Genomic DNA, 13,314 nt, shown 5'->3' on the forward strand with positions numbered 1-13,314 from the left:
GCGGAGGCGCCGAGCCCGGCCGCCCCCGCCGCTGGACGGCGCGCCGCGGGGTCGAGAGGATGAGCGCGTGCGGAGGCGGCGAGCGGCAGCGGGGGGAGCTGTCCTCGTCGCGGCCGTGGTGCTCGCGGGGTGCGCGCCGGCCGAGGGATGCCGGGGGTGGAGCACGACGCTGACCGTGAGCGTCGAGGGGCCGGGGAGCGGCTCCGTCGCGGACGTGCGGCTGTGCTCGGGCGACGTGTGCTCGCGGCCCGAGGCGATCACTCCGGACGGGGCGCCCACCTACCCCCTCGCGCGGGACGAGGACGGCGGCTGGGTGTTCGAGGTGGGCACGGAGCCGCCGGACGAGGCGACGGTCACGGTCGCGGACCGCTCGGGCGAGGTGCTGATCGAGAGAGAGCAGCCGCTGTCGTGGCGGCTGCTCGGCGAGCCGGAGGGGCCGGAGTGCGGGTGGCGCGCGCAGTCGCGGACGCTCGTGATCGCGGTGCCCGAGCCGCGCGGATCCGTGTTCGGGACCCGCTAGAGCGCTCTCACGCGAAGGCGGGAACGGGTGCTAGCGTCGCCCGGACGACCGATCGCACCGAGGCGATCCCCACGAGAAGGCGACCCATGACCGTGACGCTCCCCGCTCCGCGACCGATCGACCCCGGCTCCGTTCCGGAACTGCGCTGGGGAGTGATCGGCACCGGCATCGCGGCCCGCTTCGTGCACGCGATCCACGCGCACACGACCCAGCGCGCCGTCGCCGTGACCGCGCGCGACGCCGAGAAGACGCGCGCGTTCGCGCAGGAGCACGGGATCCCGACGGTGCACGACTCGGTCGAGGCGCTGCTCGCGGACCCGGAGGTCGACGTCGTCTACGTCGCCACTCCGCACCCGCTGCACCGCGACCAGGCGCTCGCCGCGATCGCAGCCGGCAAGCACGTGCTGATCGAGAAGCCGATCGCGATGTCGGCGCGGGAGGCCGAGCAGATCACCGACGCCGGACGGGCGGCGGGCGTGCTCGTGATGGAGGCGATGTGGACGCGCTACCTGCCGCAGGCCGACGTGATCCGCCAGGTGCTCGAGAGCGGGGTGCTGGGCGAGCTGCGCCTCGTGCGCGCCGACTTCGGGTTCCTGATGCCGTTCCTCCCGGAGCACCGGCTCTGGAACCGCGAGCTCGGCGGAGGCGCGCTGCTGGATGCCGGGGTGTACCCGATCTCGTTCGCGTCCTCGGTGCTCGGCGCCCCCTCCTCCGTCACCGCGTCCGGCTCGATCAACCAGGCGACCGGAGTCGACGCGAGCGCCGACCTGCTCCTCGAGACGGAGTCGGGCGCGCGGGCGCTGCTGTCGACGTCCCTCGAGGCGTCACTGCCGGTGGAGGCCCTCGTCGTCGGATCGGCGGGCCGGCTCCTCGTGCACAGCCCGTTCTTCGGCCCGAGCGGGCTCACCCTGACCCTCGGAGGACTCGGTGCGGACGAGTCCGCCACGTGGATCGACGACTCGCACCCGGAGCTGCACGACGGGCTCGCGCACCAGGCCACGGCCTTCGCGTCGTACGTGGCGCAGGGGCTCGTCGAATCGCCCGTGCACCCGCACCACGAGATCGTCTCGGTGATGGCGACCATCGACGAGGCCCGCCGGCAGGTCTCGGAGGAGATCGCCCCGGGCGCCTCGATCCAGCACACCGTCGCGTTCTCGCTGGTGCACGCGGCAGGCTCGTCCGAGGAGGAGGAGTTCCTCGCGAGCGCTCGCCGGATCCTGACGGGGATCCCCGGGGTGCAGGACTTCACCGTGAACCGGCAGGTCAGCCCGAAGAACGGCCTCGCGTGGCAGTTCTCGATGGTGTTCGCCGACCGGGCCGCGTTCGCGGCGTACGACGCGCATCCGGAGCACGTGGCCTTCGTGCAGGAGCGGTGGCTGAGCGAGGTCGACGAGTTCCAGGAGGCCGACTTCGAGGAGGACGCGCGGATCGGCTCCGTGGCGCGGTGACGACGGCGCGGATCGACGGGTGCGACGGCACGGGTCCGGTCTGTCCACGGGGTTGCGCCTCGGGGGTCCCTGAGTAGCGTCGAAGATGCGAGGGTTCACGACACCGCCCGAGCAGCGGTCCGGCGGGGATCGCGACGGCGACAGGGGTTCACCATGGGCAGGATGATCTACGACTCGACGACGGAGGCCGATTTCGACGATCGCCTGCTCGCGCATCTGCAGATCGTGATCGGCACGAAGCTCGGCAAGGGCGAGTCGTTCTACTTCTCGTGGCGCGACGCCGGAGCGGCCGGGGACGGTCGCACCTCGCTGTGGCTGCATCCGGCGATCCCGCTGCGCTTCAAGTACTTCGGCGGGCGCGCCCCGTCGATCAACCCGGAGTGGGTGCGGCGGCTGCTGATGGACTCGTACAGCGCTCAGGGCCTGCGGATCTCGCCGGAGCCGGAGCACGCGGTGCACACGGCGGCGATCCCGACGGTCTGAGGAGCGGCCCAGGCCGTCAGAGGGGCGACGATCACCGAACGTTCGACGCTCGGCGATCATGGAGGTTCGCGGGTCAGCGCACCCGGTCGGCCAGTCGGCCGATGATCCACTCGCCCGTGGCCCCGCGCGCCCGCACGAGCAGTCGCGTCACCGACGCGATGTCCGGCTCGTCCGGCTCGGCCGAGTCGTACTCGATGACCATCGGAGTCGCCTCCGACAGCGCGATCGTGGCGACCGAGAGCGGGGTTCCCTCGGCGACCCAGACGAACAGGCCGGAGCCTCCGTCGCGGCGAAGGATCGCCGTCGCGTACTCGAGACGGGTGAGAGTGGCGTCGTCCACCTGCAGGGACGGCAGGGAGTCGAGTTTCAGGAAGCCCATGGCGCCGCCCCGCGCCGTGCTCGTGGTCCGTCCGTGCGTGCCGTGTCCATGCGTCTCCCCAACCCTCTGAGGCCTGTCGGCCGTGCATCGTGGTCCGGGATGCGGGAGCCACGTTACGCCCCCGCCCGGGATGCGTCGGTGGGGTTGCGCCCGGCCGGGTCGCGCGAGGGGGAGGCGCAGCGGCCCGGTCCGGTCCGGCAGAGTCTCCCTCGCTGCGGGATCAGAGGGTGCCGGTGGTTGAGACCACTCCGTTCGCCACGTCGCGCAACCGCGCGCCGGTGCGGCGGGCGTGACTCCGGAGCAGTGTGAACGCGTGGTCGATGCTGATGCTCTGCCGCTCGGCGAGCACGCCCTTCGCCTGCTCGATCACGATGCGGGAGTCGAGCGCGTGCTGCAGCTGCGCGGTGAGGTCGTTCTGCTCGCGCAGGGTCTCGCTGAAGACGATGCCGAGGGTGGCGACGTCGGCGAGGGCCTGCAGGACGGCCACGTCGTTGTCGCTGAAGGGGCCGGGCTCGGTCGCGAAGACGTTGATCGCGCCGAGGGTGCGGTCGCGGTGGCGCAGCGGAGTCGCGTGCACGGCCCGGAAGCCGCGGTCGAGCGCGGTGCGGGTGAAGTCGGGCCAGCGCTCGGACTGCTGCAGGTCGGCGAGCTCGACGACGGCGCCGCTGTGGAACGCCTCGAGGCACGGGCCCTCGTGGGTGCCGAGCTGCTCCTCCTCGATCTCGGCGGCGCGCTCGCTCGTGGAGGCCATCACGTGCAGGGCGCCCTCGCCGTCGGCCAGGACGATGCCGGCGTCGACCGCCGCGGTGAAGCGGGTCGCGGCGTCGACGAGCGTGTCCATCGTGTCGATGACGTCGTGCTCGGGGCGCAGAGCGTCGGCGAGCGCGACGAACACGTCGGCGAGGCGGGCTTCGCGATCGGAGGAGGACATGCCTCGAATCTACGGACGGGTCGGCGGGCAGGGGAAGCCGGGAGTGCGACGACTTCGCTCCCGGTCCGTCGGTCGCGGTCGCTGCCGGGACGGTGCGGCGGGGTGGTCCGTTCGGCCGCGCGCGCACTGCCAGAGACGGGCGGCGGAGTCAACGCCCTCCACACGGCACGGGAGCCCGACTTAGTGTCCAGAGCATCCCGGAGGAACCGCGCGACCGACTCGGAGCGCGGCGGCCCCCGGGTGCGACGAGGGGAGTCGACGATGTCGAGGGACGATGTGGCGCCGGGGCGGTTCGCGCGCTTCGTGAAGTGGGTTCCGCGGGCGGACGGCTGGGAGCCGCAGTACCTGCGCGGGCGCGTGATCGCGAAGCGGGACGGCGAGTGGATCGTCTCGGTGAACGGCGAGGAGAAGCACGTGGTCAAGAAGGAGTGGAGCGTCTACCGCTGACGCCGCTCTCGGAGGACGGGAGGAGGGCGGCGTGAGACTGCCCGATCGACGCAGCCCCGAGGTCCGCGAGGCGCGACCCGGGGTGTTCGTGCTGGAGCTGCGGCGCACCCGTACGCGGCCGGCGCAGGAGCTGGGCGTGCTGGTGCGGACGGGGCCGACCTGGACGGTGCTGAGTCTGGAGGGCGTGGCCGCGGGGGTGGGCACGTTCCACGAGGCGGTGTCGACGCTGACGCCGGCGCAGGCGTGAGGGGGCTGCGGGAGGCGGGTGCTGTCTCGTTGCGGTGGTTCCTCAGTAGTTGCGGGAACCGCGCGCGGTCACCGCAACTTCTGCGGAAGGGCGGAAGCGGCCGAGGTGCTGGGGCTAGGGCTGTGCAGTGCTTCTCCAGTAGTTGCGGGAGGGGCGCGCGGTTACGGCAACTTCTGCGGAAGGGCGGGACGGGACGCGGCTCAGACGTGGCGGCCGGGGCGCTGCACGCCGACGGCGGTGAGGGTGATCGAGCCGGTGGTGCCCTGGGCGGCGGAGGGTGCCGACTCGGGGAGCCGCAGGGTCAGGCGGAGGTGATCCGTCACTCCGTTCGCGAGGGCGGGGGAGGCGGGCAGGTCGATCCGGGCGGTGGCGGGACGGTCGGGGGAGACGGCGGTGATCGTGCCGCCGCAGGTCGCGCCGTCGGAGGACCAGGGCTGGGAGCAGCGGTCCAGCGCGATCTGCAGGCCGTCGGAGGTGCTCGCTCCGACCACGGGCGCCGCTGATTCGAGCTGCAGGGCCGAGACGGCGACGGAGCCGGCGTTCGTGAGGTCGACGAGGCGGCGGGCGGTGCCTCCGGGCACGAGTCCGGTGACGGCCACCGGGACGGTGGTGGCGGTGGTCGCGGTGAACGAGAGGGTGACGACTCCCGAGCTCGTGCGGGCCTGGACGGAGTCGCGCGACGTGAAGAGGGCGGTCGCGGTGGCGGTCCCGGCGAGGACGAGCGCGGCCGCGAGTCCGGCGGCGAGCAGGGTGCGGTGGCGGCGCGGGGGGCGGCGGCGCGTGGCGCGGTGTGCGGCGCGGGTCACGAGGCGGCTCCGGAGGGGGTGCGGGTGGCTCCCTCGGCCGCACCACTCTGCTCCGCCGCACCTTCCTCCGCCCCGCCCGCGGGCCGCCGCCAGATGACGAGCAGCACCGCGGCGACCACGAGCGCGCCGCCGCCCGCGAACAGGGCGAAGCGCGCCTCCGGGGTCGTCAGGGCGAGGGCCGGCCAGCCCAGCAGCGGCACGACGGCCTCCTCGCGCCAGACGCGGGCGTCGCCGATGGTGAGGATCCACGGGTCGGCGGAGGAGTTGTTGTCGCCCTTCGTGGTCAGGGCCAGCTCGCCGGGCTCGCGGCCGCGCAGCTGCGCGGCGTCCGCCTCGGAGTAGACGAGGGTCACCCGGTGGATCACGCGGCGCGAGGACGCGGTCGGGTCGGTGAACACGATCACGTCGCCGGCGCGGATCTCGGCCTGCGCGGCGGGGAGGGTGACGGCGAGGGATCCGACGGGCATGCCGGGGGCCATCGAGTTGGAGAGCACGGGCACCAGGCGGACCACTCCGAGCGCCGACAGGGCGAACGCGGCGACGCCCGCAACCGCGAGCAGGGTGACGAGCACGCCGGCGAGGGCGCGGAGGAGGCGGCGGATCACGCGGGGTCCTCCCGGCGGCGGCGGGCGAGAACGAGTCCGGCCGCGAGGGCGACGAGCGCTCCGAGCAGCGCGGCGCCGAGGTCGCGTCCGGTGACGGCGAGGCCGCCGGGACGCGCGGGGGAGTCGGGGGCGGCGACTCCGGAGTCAGCGCCGGGACCGCCGGCACCGGGCCCGCCAGCGCCGGGACCCCCGGCACCCGGACTCCCGACACCAGGCCCGTCCGCCTCCGCCGCCCCCGCCACCGAGAACACGACCCGCAACGACCCGTCCGCGTCCTCGAGCGCGTTCCCCGCCGACTCCGGGAACGCCACGCGCACCCGGACGCCGACGGTCGCGCCCTCGGCGATCGGGCGGGCGGTCTCGAGCCGGCCAAGCCCGGCGGCGGGCCCCGATCCGAGCGGCACGTCGCCCGAGGCGCAGGTGAAGCGCTCGACGGTGCGGCCCTCGGGAGTGGGCAGCGGAGTGGAGTCGAAGGGGGCGTCGCAGAGGTCGACGGCGAGGCGGAGCCCGTCAGGAGCGGTGAGCAGGGGCCCCTCGGAGTCGAAGCCGACGGTGAGCGCGTGGCCGACCGAGTCGGTGTTGGTCACCTCGGCGGCCCACTCCGACGAGTCGCCGGGCGCCAGATCGGCGAGGGCGAGCGTCGAGGAGGAGCGCTCGCGCACGTCGAGGACGTCGCGCTGCTCGGCGCTCGCCGCGGGCGCGAGGAGGATCGCCGCGGGCGCGAGCAGGACCGTCGCGAGGACGGCGCCGAGCGCGCGGGCGGGATGCATGGTGACTCCGGGAGTAAGAGGGAGGGGTCCGCGCCCGACCACGGGGGCCGGGCGCGGACGGGGTGCTACTTCTGGATGCCGTCGCGCTGGATCGCAGCGGCGGTGTACTGGATGGTCGCCGCGGCGTTCTCGTAGTCGTTGTCGGCGGCCGTGGGCAGCACGAGCTCGACGAGCGAGTTCAGGGTCGCGCCGGTGCCGGTGTCGGACGGGAAGGTGCCCTCGGTGGTCGGGGTCAGGCCGAAGTCGGCCGGGCCGAAGTCGATCGCGTTCGCGAGGCCGCCGATGGTCGACAGCTTGCCCTGGGAGGTCACGGTGGTGTCGCCGCCGCAGGTGTACGGGCCGGTCGGCGCGGTCGAGGTCGTCCAGGCGACCGAGCAGGTGAGCAGGCGGTAGTCGAGGCCGTCGGTGCCGGTGACGAGCGACTCGCCGAGGCCGGTCAGCGCCGGGTCGTCGGTGCCGAGGGTCTGGGCCGTGACGTCCTGGTAGAAGCGGACGGACTCGACGAGGTTGCCGTCGTTGGTCGCGTTCGGCAGCTCGATCAGCAGCGGGCGCTGCACCGTGTCGCCGGGGGCGATGTCGGTGATCACCCAGTCGCCGGTGGCGACGATGTCGAGCTGACCGGCGTCGACGGTCGTCTCGGCGGTGTCGGAGTCGGTGAACACGGCGAAGGCGCCGGCGCCGGCGAGCGCTCCCGCGGCGAGCAGGACACCTCCGGTGAGGGCGATCTTCTTCCACGGGGTCGTGCGGGTGGGTCGGGGTGCTGCGGAGGTCATGGCGACCGTTCCTCTCTGGTCAGTGCCCGGTGCGGGCGTGGTCTCCCTTTCGCAGGACTGCGCAGAGGGAAGCTTCAGGGGGCGAGCGGGCATCAGCAGCCCCTCGCCGAGACGACGGCCGGAGTGGTCACGGCGGTCGAGGCGGGCGACGCGACGCCGAGCCAGCGCTGCAGGTCGGGGCGGATCCGCCACTGGTAGCCGCGGCCCTCGCCGACCCGGTCGTCGGTGAACGACGTGGCCGCGGCGGTGGGAGTCGCGACGACGGTCCACGGTCCGGGCGTCGTGCCGGATGTGCGGCGCTCGAGCGTCCAGCCGGTCGTGCCCGCCACGGCCGCCCACGAGACGAGCACGGTGGGCCGGTTCGCCGTGCAGCTCGCGACGGGGGTCGCCACGACGGCCGAGCGGGTCCACGTGCCCAGGCTCACGGCTCCGCTGGTCACGTCGGTGTCGGTGAAGCCGCGGCGGGTGAGGGGCTGCGGATCGACGGACACGGTGATCGTGGACGCCGCGGTGAGTGCGCCGTCGCTCGCCGTGTACGCGATCACGACCGGGCCGGTGAAGCCGCCGCCGGGCGGCGTGTAGGTGCAGGTCGTGGTGCACGAGAGCGTGCCGCGGGCAGGGGTCTGCGCCGTGAAGGTGAGCGTCGTGCCCGCGTCTTCGTCGGTGTCGTTGGCGAGCGGCGAGATCGCGACGGGCGCGCCTCCGGTGATCGCGACCGCCCGGTCGGCGCGGGCGACGGGCGCGTGGTTCACCGCGGTGACCGTCACCGTGACCCGCACGTTCCAGGTGCCGTAGGTGCTCTGCAGCGCGTAGTCGAAGACGTCGGTGCCGACGTACGCGGCGATGGGGCGGTAGGTGCACTGGCCGCGCGTCGCTCCGGTGTCGACGCAGGTGACCGACCCCTGCACGGGAGTGGCGGGCGCGGGCGACGCCGCGCCTCCGATGCTCTTGGGCGTCGCCGAGAGCTGCGCCCGCGAGAACGTGGCACCGGTGGCGACCGCCCCGTCGTTGGCCAGCACGTCGATCACGACCGAGCCGCCCTGCACCACGGTCACGGAGTCGGCGACCGGGTCGGGCACGACGGTGATCGCCACGGAGGCGGTGCGGGTGAACGCGGGGCCCGTGGGCGGAGTCGCGGTGACGGTCGCCGTGTTCGCGATCGTGCCGGCCGTGACGTCGGCCGCGGTGGTCGTGTAGGTGGCAGTGGCGGTGACGATCTGCCCCGGAGTGAGGCGGCCGGCGGTTCCCGGCCAGGTCGGGGTGATCGTCGAGAGCCCGGCCTTCGGATCGCTGATCGCGACGCTCGTGAGGGTCGTGTTGCCGGTGTTCGTGGCGCGGAACGTGTAGGTGATGACGGTGCCGGCCGCGCTGATGAACGAGGGGTTCGCCGTCTTGGTGAAGGCGAGGTCGTTGGCGCGGGTGAGCACGACGGTCTTCGACGCGGTGGACGTGACGGCCGCTCCGCTCGTCGGAGTGCCCGTCGCAGTCGCGGTGTTGAGCACGCTGCCCGCGTCGATGTCGGCCTGCGTGATGGCGTAGCTCGCCGTCGCGGTGACCGTCTGCGCGACTCCGAGCGTGTTCGCGGTGCCCGGCCAGGCGCCGTAGGTCACCGTCGCCCGCGGGTCGGCGATGCCGACGGCCGTGAGCGGCACGTTGCCGGAGTTGGTGAGCGAGAACGTGTAGTCGATCCGCGCCCCGACGACGGCGGTGCCGGTGAGCGTTCCGTCCTTGGTGAGGGTGAGGCCGGGGGCGTAGCGGATGGGCGTCGTGGCGGTGCTGGTGGCCGTCACGGTCGTCGGAGTCGCTGCGAGCGTCCGCCCGCTGACCGTCGCCGTGTTGGTGAGCGCCGTGTTCGCGTTGATGTCGGCCTGCGTCACCGTGTACGGGGCGGAGGTGAAGGTCGCCTGCCCGCCCGGTGCGATCTGCGCGGTGGTCGGCGTGATGCCGGCGACCTTCGGGTCGGTGACCGCGACTCCGGTCAGCGTCACATTTCCGGTGTTGCGGGCGACGAAGGAGTAGGTGACCGTCTCGCCGACATCGGCCCGGGTGTTGCCGTTGGTGTCGGCCAGCGCGCCGGTCTTGGCGAGGGTGATCACGGGGGCGGGGGTGGTGATGGGGGCGGTGACGGTGGACGTGTTGCTCGTGATGGTGGTGGTGCCGGAGCGCGCGGAGGCGGTCGCCGTGTTGACGAGCGGACCGGCCACCGCCTCGGCTACCGTGACGACCTTGCTGCCCGTGCAGGTCATCGAACCGAGCGGGACGAGCGTCGTCGACGGACACGTCACCACGGGGATCCTCGGGTCGCTCACGGCGACGTTCGTGAGCGAGACGAGCGCGGAGGTGTTGGTGACGACGAATTGGTACGGGATCGTCTGCCCCTCGGCATAGGTGGCGGGCTGCGCCGTGGTGCGGTCGATCTGCTTGACGAGGTTGAGGGCGCCGAGGTCGTTGATCGTCGAGACCGAGACGCTGCGGATCAGGTGCGTGTCGCTGGACCCGCCCGTGGAGGCGGTGAAGCCGAGCTTGTAGGTGGCGGGTGCGGCCGTGGTCATCGTGAACTGGAGCACCTGCCTGAGCTGCGCGGCGGTCTGACCGGCCGCAGTCCCGACGTAGACGGTGACCACGGGGAACGCGGCGGGCGACACGGTGACGCGGACGGTGCGTCCGTAGCTCAGCCCCGGATTACCGAGGTTCAGGTTGATGCCGGTGCGGAGCGAGCCGCCGTCGGGGAAGACCGCCCCGCCGAGGTAGCAGTATCCGGTGATGCCCTGCCCGGGGCCTCGGGCGACGATCGAGTTGGCGATCCGTCCCGGCGCGGCGGGCGTCGACGTGCAGCCGTCGCCCAGACCTCCGCCCGAGCTCGAGAAGTTGCCGTAGGCGTCGAGCCCGATGCCGAGGTAGCCGCCGTTCACGCCGTTGACCGAAGTGATGGGGTTGGTGGTCCGGTCGACCGACTGGCCGTAGCCGAGCGAGCCGCCGGGAGCGCCCGACGCGGTGAGGTTCCGCGATCCGTCGGTCAGGAAGAAGCCGATGCCGTCGGCTCCGTTCAATCCGAGGGCGGAGCCGTACTGGTACTGGTCGAAGAGCACGTCGAGGCCGCCCGCGGCCGGGATCGCCTTGTTGAAGACCGCACCGCCCTTGGCATTAGTGCGGTTGTCGGTCAGCTGCAGGAATCCGTTGGTCGCTCCCGTCGTCGGCGAGTTCACGCGGTTCGTGCAGACCCCGAGGTTCGACGAGCCCGCCGGAGGGGCGGTCGTCGCCTTCGTGAGGCAGGCGGCATCGAGCGCCTGCCACGCCGGGTCGGGAACGCTCGTGCCGCCGAAGGACTCCTGGACGAGGAGGGTGGCGGCGTCGGCTCTCTCTGCCGCGGTCGGGCCGATGACGAGGACGGCGGCGAGGAGCGCGAGGACGAGAATGAGGGCGGTGGGGCGTGGGGATGCGCGGTGGGCGAGGTCGATGGGGCGGCGCCGAGATGCGCGCATTGCCGCCATGATCGGGACCCTCCGGAGCGCTCACCGGACCGTCCGGGCTGAGCGGATACGAAGATACGGTCGCGGCGGGAGTGATCTTGTCCCCCTAAGGAGTCACGTGGGAGAGGGGGTCGTGCGCCCCTTCTCGGGGTGGGGTCAGGAGGCGGTCATCCGGCACTCACAGAGTTCTCAGGATCGGGCGCTCATCGTCTCTGCCGGTCTTTGGTGAGAGCCGCACTTCCGCGCCATCTGCGGGATCTGCCGCCACATGACGCGTGCGCGTCCTGTTCTGGCGATGCGGCGGCGACTCCGACACGTGGCGGAGAACGGCACCCGTTTGACGCGAGATCACGCCGGTCCGGGGTGCGCTGCGGAGCGGTACCGGAGTGTCGCGGGAACACCGTGCAGCGCGGTCGAGTCGCCCGAGAAGGCCCGTTCTCTGGAGGGAGAACGAGCCCTTCCGGGTAACTCAGTGCAATCAGCTGGGGTGTGGGTGCTCAAGCCCGTCGTCGTGATCCGATCCGCCTGTCCGGTTCCCTCAGGTTTGGCTGAACTTCGGGGCCTCCAGAAGGTGGACCTTGTCCTGGTACTCGAAGTGCGTGGTCACGAGCTCTGATACGTCGATGTTCTGCAGCTTGCTCGAGATCGGGGTGAAGCCAATGAGCCCGGCGGCTGTCTCTCCCGCCTGCGCGACTCGGTAGACGAACTTCAGCACGTTGTCGTTGCGTGAGTGGTAGCAGTAGACGCCCTCATCGACGGCGGCGGTCAGCGATGTCCAGTCGCCCTTCGCTCCGATGGCAGCACCCAGCAGGTGAGCGGCTTCGATCCTCGGTCCACCGGGCTTCGTGCCCATTGCCTCCGCGGCCACCACCATCAAGCGCGCTCCGAGGCTGTGCCCGATGAGCACGTAGGACTCGGCCTCGGTACGAGCCAGCAGGTCTCCGAGGATGACCCCGGTCTTGTCTGCACGGTTCTTGGCGACGTGCCACGGGTTCTTGGCCAGGTCCGCTGCGATCAGGCCCGGCCCGACGACGTTGCCGAGCAGCCTGGCTCCGGCCTTCGTGGCGAGGGCTGCAGCGGCTCGTGCCACGGCGACGCCTCCGACCTTTCCTGCAGAGCCCGTTACGAGATCGCCGAGGTCGCGGATCTCCTTCGAGCCCCACCGGACGCGGTAGACCGGCGAATCCGAGTACCGCTCGTCGACGATCGCCTTCCAGCCTCCCCATTTCTCCCCGGCGCCCTCGGTGAGGAAACCGTTCGCGACGATCACCGGCACGCCTCCCTTGCCCGGGCGGAGCAACTCGATGCCGAAGGACTTGTCCTCCCGGAGGTAGGCGTTCGAGACCGAAGCGCCCAGTACTCCTCCGACGGCGGCTCCGACCGCGGTGACGACGGTCGTCCCACCGGCCATGCCGAGGCCGCCCGCGGCGAGAGTCCCTCCTCCGAGCAGCGCGAGGCCATGAGAGCTCGCGGCGGCGCCGGTCAGACCGCCGAACACGCCGAGTGAGCCGATGGCGCCACCGATCGCCGGAGCCGCGAGAAGCGCGACGGGGGCGGCGACCGTCAGAAGAGCCGCGCCTCCCAGGACGATTTTCGAGGTGGCGATGAGGTCCGGCTTCTCGTACTTGAGGAAGTCCTCGTAGTCGTGGAGCTCGCCGAAGGTGCCATGCGCCTTCTCGAAACCGGGGATGTCGTGTCGGTGCTCGGCGCAGAACTGGGGAACCCGAACCGCGCCGCGCTCGCGTACTGCCATGTTGCTGCATCCGGAAGCCAGGCACGGGAGCGTGGGCGACCCGCAGCCCTGACAGACGTAGACCGGGAGCTGTCCGGCGGGCCGGTTGGACTTCCGATGCTCGGTCTTGAAGAAGCAGGAGGAGCACCAGGCCTGCTCGACGTCGAGGAGCGAGACGTCGTCGGCGACGTCCGCGATCCACTGCGCGGTCTTCGCGTAGGCGTCGGCCTGCTTCTGCGCGGTCTTGCGGTCCTCCTCCACCTGCCGGAGGGCGGCCTTCTGCTCTGCCGGATCGGAGAGGGAGAGAGCCTCGGCGTTGGAGGCCGAGCGGGCCGCGAACCAGGTTTTCGCGTAGGCCCACATGTTGCTGCGCAGTGCGGGGTTGCTCGCGAGTACGGTCTCGCGGTCTGCGGACGGCTCGAGGTCGTGGAACTCGCCGGAGAGTGACAGCGTCGCTCCCTGATCCGAGACCACATCCACTCGCAGGTGGGTTCCTTCGACGACATGGGCGTGGAGTGATCCGGGCATAGCCAGATCGTGCCACACGCCCTGTGCTCGGTCGGCGTGGATGGCTCAGAAGTGCACGTCCAGCGGGGCGATCGAGGTGCGGCGTACATTTTCGGCCGAGAAAATACACGGCTTCCTTCGCAGCAGGTTGCGGGCGTGCATTTTCCATCGCGACGGCGTCGGCGGCACCCGGCCT

General features: G+C 72.2%; 13 protein-coding genes. 5 read left to right on the forward strand and 8 right to left on the reverse strand.

The genetic code is table 11. The features are described from left to right. Nucleotides 1-175: 175 nt before the first annotated feature. From ASF48_RS01680 to ASF48_RS01690, 3 genes are all read left to right on the forward strand, one after another. The gene (locus ASF48_RS01680) at nt 176-520 is read left to right on the forward strand and encodes a hypothetical protein (RefSeq protein ID WP_157603012.1); all 345 of its coding nucleotides are present in this window, start codon (nt 176-178) and stop codon (nt 518-520) included. 86 nt (nt 521-606) lie between these two features. After that, complete coding sequence (locus ASF48_RS01685; protein ID WP_162238014.1) at nt 607-1,968, forward strand: Gfo/Idh/MocA family oxidoreductase; 1,362 nt, start codon at nt 607-609, stop codon at nt 1,966-1,968. 153 nt (nt 1,969-2,121) lie between these two features. Next, nucleotides 2,122-2,451 carry a DUF7882 family protein gene (locus ASF48_RS01690; RefSeq protein ID WP_055785422.1) on the forward strand — a complete coding sequence of 110 codons (330 nt, stop codon included), beginning with the start codon at nt 2,122-2,124 and terminating at the stop codon, nt 2,449-2,451. Nucleotides 2,452-2,524: 73 nt separating this feature from the next. Here the strand turns inward: ASF48_RS01690 and ASF48_RS01695 are convergent, their stop codons facing one another. Beyond that, a complete protein-coding gene (locus ASF48_RS01695) occupies nt 2,525-2,830 on the reverse strand; it encodes a hypothetical protein (protein WP_055785424.1) in 306 nt (101 codons plus the stop codon). Between the two features lie 220 nt (nt 2,831-3,050). Then, nucleotides 3,051-3,761, reverse strand: coding sequence for a GAF and ANTAR domain-containing protein (locus tag ASF48_RS01700; RefSeq protein WP_055785428.1), 711 nt, complete (start codon nt 3,759-3,761; stop codon nt 3,051-3,053). A gap of 261 nt (nt 3,762-4,022) precedes the next feature. Here ASF48_RS01700 and ASF48_RS19200 point away from each other — a divergent pair, with 261 nt between their 5' ends. Together ASF48_RS19200 and ASF48_RS01705 are read left to right on the forward strand one after the other, a co-directional pair. Continuing rightward, a complete protein-coding gene (locus tag ASF48_RS19200; protein ID WP_146168385.1) occupies nt 4,023-4,208 on the forward strand; it encodes a hypothetical protein in 186 nt (61 codons plus the stop codon). Nucleotides 4,209-4,239: 31 nt separating this feature from the next. Next, on the forward strand, nt 4,240-4,455 hold the full coding sequence (locus ASF48_RS01705; RefSeq protein ID WP_055785431.1) for a hypothetical protein: 216 nt from the start codon (nt 4,240-4,242) through the stop codon (nt 4,453-4,455). Between the two features lie 200 nt (nt 4,456-4,655). On the opposite strand, the gene ASF48_RS01710 is transcribed toward ASF48_RS01705, so the two are convergent. The 6 genes from ASF48_RS01710 to ASF48_RS01735 form a co-directional block, all read right to left on the reverse strand. Next, nucleotides 4,656-5,261, reverse strand: a complete 606-nt coding sequence (locus ASF48_RS01710; RefSeq protein ID WP_055785433.1) for a hypothetical protein — start codon at nt 5,259-5,261, stop codon at nt 4,656-4,658. Beyond that, nucleotides 5,258-5,866, reverse strand: coding sequence for a signal peptidase I (locus ASF48_RS01715; protein WP_055785437.1), 609 nt, complete (start codon nt 5,864-5,866; stop codon nt 5,258-5,260). Before ASF48_RS01715 ends, ASF48_RS01710 begins: the two co-directional genes overlap by 4 nt. Continuing rightward, on the reverse strand, nt 5,863-6,636 hold the full coding sequence (locus ASF48_RS01720) for a hypothetical protein (RefSeq protein WP_055785440.1): 774 nt from the start codon (nt 6,634-6,636) through the stop codon (nt 5,863-5,865). The genes ASF48_RS01715 and ASF48_RS01720 overlap by 4 nt, the downstream gene beginning before the upstream one ends. Before the next feature lie 65 nt (nt 6,637-6,701). Then, nucleotides 6,702-7,409: a TasA family protein gene (locus ASF48_RS01725; protein WP_055785443.1), complete on the reverse strand. Its 708-nt coding sequence runs from the start codon at nt 7,407-7,409 to the stop codon at nt 6,702-6,704. Nucleotides 7,410-7,501: 92 nt separating this feature from the next. Then, on the reverse strand, nt 7,502-10,891 hold the full coding sequence (locus tag ASF48_RS20000) for a DUF7507 domain-containing protein (protein WP_157603013.1): 3,390 nt from the start codon (nt 10,889-10,891) through the stop codon (nt 7,502-7,504). 526 nt (nt 10,892-11,417) lie between these two features. Next, nucleotides 11,418-13,139: a DUF726 domain-containing protein gene (locus tag ASF48_RS01735; RefSeq protein WP_082480915.1), complete on the reverse strand. Its 1,722-nt coding sequence runs from the start codon at nt 13,137-13,139 to the stop codon at nt 11,418-11,420. Nucleotides 13,140-13,314: the final 175 nt, after the last annotated feature.

It is taken from the genome of Rathayibacter sp. Leaf299 (assembly GCF_001423055.1).
Lineage (GTDB): Bacteria > Actinomycetota > Actinomycetes > Actinomycetales > Microbacteriaceae > Rathayibacter > Rathayibacter caricis.